We start from the raw sequence: 5,333 nt of genomic DNA on the forward strand, positions 1-5,333 counted from the left end.
ACCACGCCGGGCAGCGCGCGCAGCGGCGAGACCGCGCCGTCCAGCTGGCGGCCGCCATGGTTGGACACGATGATGCCGTCGGCCCCGTGCTGCCGCGCCAGCGCCGCGTCCCGCGGATGCAGAATGCCCTTGATGATGAGCGTGCCCGGCCACTGGCGGCGGATGCGCGCCACGTGCTCCCAGCTGAGGTGGTCGCGCGCGCTGAAGTCGCGCAGCACCGACGCGGACACTATCGGCGCGCCGCGCGTGGCGAAGGAATTCTCGAAATGCGGCATGCCATGAGACAGCAGCGTGCGCATGAACGTGCCGGCCAGCCAGCGTGGCCGCGTCAAACCGTCCCAGGCCAGGCGCAGGCTGGGCTTGAGCGGGGTGGCGAAGCCGGTGCGCACATTGTTCTCGCGGTTGGCCGACACGGGGATGTCCACTGTCAGCACCAGCGTTTCGTAGCCGGCGCGGCGGGCGCGTTCCACCAGGGCGTCGATACGCTGCGGATCGCCGGGCAGGTAGGCCTGGAACCAGGTGCCCGGCGCTTCGCGGATGACGTCTTCCAGTGGAATCAGCGAGGTGCCGCTGAGGATGGCGGGTATGCCCTGTTCACGGGCGGCGCGCGCCAGCACGATATCGCCGCGGTAGGCCGACAGCGCGCTGATGCCCATGGGGGCGATGCCGAAGGGCGAGGCGTAGCGGCGGCCGAAAATTTCGGTCTGCTGGGTGCGGCGCGATACGTCGACCAGCACGCGCGGCGAAAACGCATACTGCGCGAAGGCGCTGCGGTTACCGCGCAGGGACTGGTTGTCTTCGGCCGCGCCCGCAACGTAGCCGAATATCGGCTGGGGCAGGCGCCGTTTTGCGGCGGCTTCGAAATCGTCCAGCGACAGCATGCGCGCCAGCGCGCGCGGCAAGGGGCAGTCGGCCGAGGCGGCGCGGGGACTGGCAGAGGACGAGATGATGGATGTCATGGCGGGCCGGTAAAAGCCCGTAATCTAGCAATGCCGATTCATCGCATAAAGCGAATAAAACCAGACATCCAATTTCGATTTAATAGAATAAGTTGCGTAGGAAAACTACGCGGGCAGCGCCATCAGCTCGCCCATGCGCACCGGACCCAACACGGAGGGCGTGTCGGCCCAGCGGATCTGGTTGGGGCCGAACAGCACGATGGCGGTGGAACCCAGCTTGAAGCGGCCCATTTCCGCGCCCTTGGCAAGGTGGATCGGGGCGCGCGCCGCGTCGTCGTAGCGGGTGGATTTCACACGGCGCTTGTGCGGCGTGACCAGGCCGGCCCATACGGTTTCGATGGAGGCCACGATCATCGCGCCCACCAGCACCAGGGCCATCGGGCCATGCTCGGTGTCGAAGATGCAGACCACGCGCTCGTTGCGCGCGAACAGGCGCGGCACGTTGCGGGCGGTCAGCGGGTTGACCGAAAACAGGCGGCCCGGCACGTGGATCATTTCGCGCAGGGTGCCGGCTACCGGCATGTGCACGCGGTGGTAGTCCTTGGGCGACAGATAGATGGTGGCGAATTCGCCGCCCTGGAACGGCGCTGCGCGTTCGGCGTCGCCGCCCAACAGGTCGGCCACGCCGTAGTTGTGGCCCTTGGCCTGGAAGATGCGGCCGTGCTCGATCGCGCCCATCTGGCTGATGGCGCCGTCGGCCGGACACACCACCGAGCCGGGTTCGTCGTCCAGCGGCCGCGCGTCTTCCTTCAGCGCGCGCGTGAAGAAGTCGTTGAAGCAATCGTAGGCCAAGGGCTCTTCCTGCAGCGCTTCGCGCATGTCCACGCCATAGCGGCGGACGAAGCGCGAGATCATCCAGTTCTTGACCGCGGGTTCCCGGCAGTCGGAGGCGTACCCGAAGAGCCGCGACACCAGGTGGTGGGGGGCGAGATACTGGCTGGCGAGGAAAAGTTGGTCTTTGATCGACATCTAGGAGCGCTGAGAAATGACCCCGCGGCTGGCCGCGGCATGGGCAGGCCCGCTGGGGGCCCGCCTGCAGGCCCGGGACTGGCCGCGTCAAAAAACGTCGTCCCGCGTTGCAGCGGGACGACGTGGTGATGAGCAGAGGGTGAATTCTACCGCTTTCAGGCCGACTTAAGGCGTGTCGATGCGCGCATGCAATGCCGGGCGCAACGGCTCGCCATTGCATGCCTGCCGGCCGTTACAGCTCCAGCACGATGCGTTCGCCCTGGGCGCGCGAGCAGCAGGCCATCATGCGGGTGCCGGCCTCGCGCTCGGCGCGGGTCAGCACCACGTCGCGATGGTCGACCGCGCCGCCCAGGACGCGCACCTCGCAGGAACCGCAGAGTCCCTCCTCGCAATCGCTCTGCACGTCGATGTTGGCGCCGCGCAGCGCGGTCAACAGGGTCTGGCCGGCCGGGACCTGTACGACGATGCCCGAGTCCTTCAATTCGGCCTCGAAAGCGTGTTCCTTGGACGGGTCCAGCGTGGCGAGCGTGGAATGGAAGTGCTCCACGCGCAGGCTGTCCTCGGGCCAGGCGGCGCAGGCGGCCTGCAGGGCGTCCAGCATGCGCTCGGGACCGCAGGCGTAGATCTGCGTGCCGGCCTCGGGGCGGGAGAGCAGGGCGGCGAAGTCGTTGCGGCTGCCTTCGTCGCTGATGTGCAGATGTAGGCGCTCGCCGTGCAGCGGCTGCAGCTCTTCCAGCAGGGCCATGCAGGCGCGCGAGCGGCCGCTGTAATGCAGTTGGTAGTCCATGCCCAGTTCGCGCGCGCGGCGCGCCATGGCGCTGATGGGCGTGATGCCTATGCCGCCGGCGACGAGGATCAGGCGCGTGGCGCCTTCGTCCATGCGGAAGTGATTGCGCGGACCGCGCGCGCGCACGATGCTGCCCGCTCGCAGGTGCTGGTGGATCCAGGCCGAGCCGCCGCGGCCCGCCGTTTCCTGGAGCACGGCGATCTCCAGCGCATGTGCGGCCGCCGGATCGCCGCAAAGCGAATACTGGCGCGACAGGCCGGTGTCGCCGCATTCGACATCGATGTGCGAGCCCGGCGTCCAGCGCGGCAGCGGCTTGCCGTCGGGCGATTCCAGCCGGATGCGCGCGATGCCTTCGGCTGCGGCCGTGACCTGGGTCACCACCAGCTTGCGGCTGATGGCGTGGGTGGAGGGTTCGCCGATGCGCACCGGCTGCATCTGCCCAAGCACGGCGGGATCGCGGCGCTCGGGGTTGTCCGCCGGATTCCATTCCACCCACAGATGCTCGGGACCGCGGAACGAGGTATTGGGCACGTAGGTGAACTGCTGCTGCGCCAGGCGCATGTGCGGCAGCCGGCGGGTCAGTTCTTCCAGGAAAATCTGCATCTCCATGCGCGCCAGGTTTTTGCCCATGCACTGGTGCGCGCCATAGCCGAAGGTCAACTGGTCGCTGGCGTTGTCGCGGCGGATGTCGAAGAAGTCGGCATCGGCGAAATGGCGCTCGTCATGGTTGGCCGACGAGGACACGATCAGGAGCTTGGCGCCCGCCGGGATCGCCACGCCGGCGATCTCGGTGTCGCGCGTGGCCAGGCGGCGCCAGGCCGCGACCGAACCGTTGTGGCGCAGGCATTCCTCGACCGCATTGGGCAGCAGCCCGGGGTCTTCGCACAGTTCGCGCCAGGCGTCGGGATGCTGCAGCAGCAGCTTGATGGCGTTGGCCGAGGCGTTGGCGGTGGTTTCGTGGGCCGCGACGATGCCGGCCATCATCATGGAATGCAGGTAGGAGTCGGTGACGACCTCGGGATGGTCCTTCTGTTTGCGAATGCCGTACTGCATCCAGCCCGGCGCGTCGGGATCCAGGCGCATTTTGTCCAGGATCTTGCCCGCCAGTTGCCAGAAATTCCCCACCGCATGCGCCACTTCCACCTGTTCTTCCGGCTTGGGCCGGCCCCAGGTGTTGACGGTGTGCGCGATGGAATATTTGCGCAGCAGGTCCATGTCTTCCTCGGGCACGCCCAGGAAGTGCAGGGCCACCGTCAGCGGCACTTCCCACAGCATCTGGTCGACCAGGTCGGCGCGGCCGTCGTCGATGAAGCGGTCCACGTAGTCGCGCGTCAGGCGCCGCACCATGGGTTCGTGGTGCTTGAGTTCGTCCGGCGTGAAGGGATCCATCAGCACGCGGCGGCGCGGCATGTGGGCCGGCTCGTCCTCGTTGACGAGGGTGCGGTTCATTGCATAGCCGTAGGTCGCCAGCACGGCGTTGGCCTCGGGGCCGGTCGGCGTGATCTTCTCCAGCGCGATCGAGGGGCTGTAGGTGTGGTTGTCGCGGAACACCGCCTTGATGTCGTCGTAGCGGGTCACCACCCAGTAGCCCAGCTTGGGGCTGTAGAACACGGGCTCCTGCTCTCGCGCCCAGCGCACGTATTCGGGCGGATCCTGCTGGTAGCCGTCGCCGAAAGGATCGAATTCCGCGGCGCGCGGGCTGACTGGACAGCCCTGGGCCCGGGCCAACGCGGCGTGGTCGATGGGACAGCCGCCGGCATTGGCGGGCGTGGTGGGTGCGGGGGTGGCAGGGTGGCCCATGGTGTCGCTCCGGATTACAATTGCGTAAATCATATACGCATTGCGTAATTATTCAATTGGGGTAATCTCCGGGCTGCGTCCGCAGCCGCCTGGCAGCTCCTTCATCGCGCCCATGAAACAGACTCCCGATCCTTCCTCCGTTCCCGCCACGACCGCCGCCGCGCCGCGTCCGCGAGAACGGCGTCAGCGCGTGCAGGCCGCCGAAACCGGCATGGTCGTGCTCAAGGGGCTGGGCCGGCTGGGCGGGCGCGCCAGCCTTACGCTGCTGGCGGCGCAGGTGGATGAAAGCCCCGCCAAGGTGCATCGCTACCTGGTCAGCCTGATGGAAGAGGGCCTGGTGGCGCAGGATGCCGCCACTCAACAGTACTACCTGGGCCTGGAAGCGATGCTGCTGGGCCTGGCCGCGCTGCGCCAGGCCGATCCGATCCGCCTGGCCGAACCCAGCCTGGTGCGCCTGCGCGAAGAACTGGAAGTGACCTGCTTCATCGCGGTCATGGGCAACAAGGGACCCACCATTGTGCGCTTCGAGGAGCCGGGCCTGCCTGTGACGGTGAATGTGCGCATGGGCTCGGTGCTGTCCATGCTCTGGTCCGCGACCGGACGCGTGTTCCTGGCCTTGCAGGACGATGCGCGGGTGCGCGCCCTGGCCGAGGCTGAACTGGCGCGCGCGCCGGCTGACATGCGCGCGCAGTTGGATGCCGCCGACCCGATCGACCACTTGCGCCGCGAGGTGCTGGCCGCAGGCTGCGCCACGGTGCGCGATACCAATCTGAAGGGCATCAGCGCCGTGTCGGCGCCGCTGCTGGACCACAACGGCC

General features: G+C 67.8%; 4 protein-coding genes. 1 reads left to right on the plus strand and 3 read right to left on the minus strand.

Annotation, left to right across the window (positions count from 1 at the left end):
• The 3 genes from VIR09_RS17875 to VIR09_RS17885 form a co-directional block, all read right to left on the minus strand.
• Window positions 1–959: alpha-hydroxy acid oxidase (locus VIR09_RS17875; RefSeq protein WP_332014083.1), on the minus strand; the 959-nt coding region annotated here is incomplete at its 3' end.
• Window positions 960–1,064: 105 nt separating this feature from the next.
• Entirely contained in the window at window positions 1,065–1,928 is an 864-nt protein-coding gene (gene asd / locus VIR09_RS17880; RefSeq protein WP_332014084.1) for an archaetidylserine decarboxylase, read from the minus strand.
• Between the two features lie 232 nt (window positions 1,929–2,160).
• On the minus strand, window positions 2,161–4,515 hold the full coding sequence (locus VIR09_RS17885) for a cytochrome P450/oxidoreductase (RefSeq protein ID WP_332014085.1): 2,355 nt from the start codon (window positions 4,513–4,515) through the stop codon (window positions 2,161–2,163).
• Window positions 4,516–4,627: 112 nt separating this feature from the next.
• Between VIR09_RS17885 and VIR09_RS17890 the strand changes: the two genes are divergently transcribed.
• The coding region (locus VIR09_RS17890) for an IclR family transcriptional regulator (protein ID WP_332014086.1) at window positions 4,628–5,333 on the plus strand (706 nt) is incomplete at its 3' end.

Source organism: Achromobacter sp. (assembly GCF_036567245.1).
In the GTDB taxonomy this organism is placed as follows: Bacteria; Pseudomonadota; Gammaproteobacteria; order Burkholderiales; family Burkholderiaceae_B; genus Achromobacter.

What these genes read in the sequence shown, in the direction of transcription:
- asd (WP_332014084.1), bottom strand. Translation starts at nt 1,928, where the DNA reads ATGTCGATCAAAGACCAACTTTTCCTCGCCAGCCAGTATCTCGCCCCC.
- VIR09_RS17885 (WP_332014085.1), bottom strand. Translation starts at nt 4,515, where the DNA reads ATGGGCCACCCTGCCACCCCCGCACCCACCACGCCCGCCAATGCCGGC.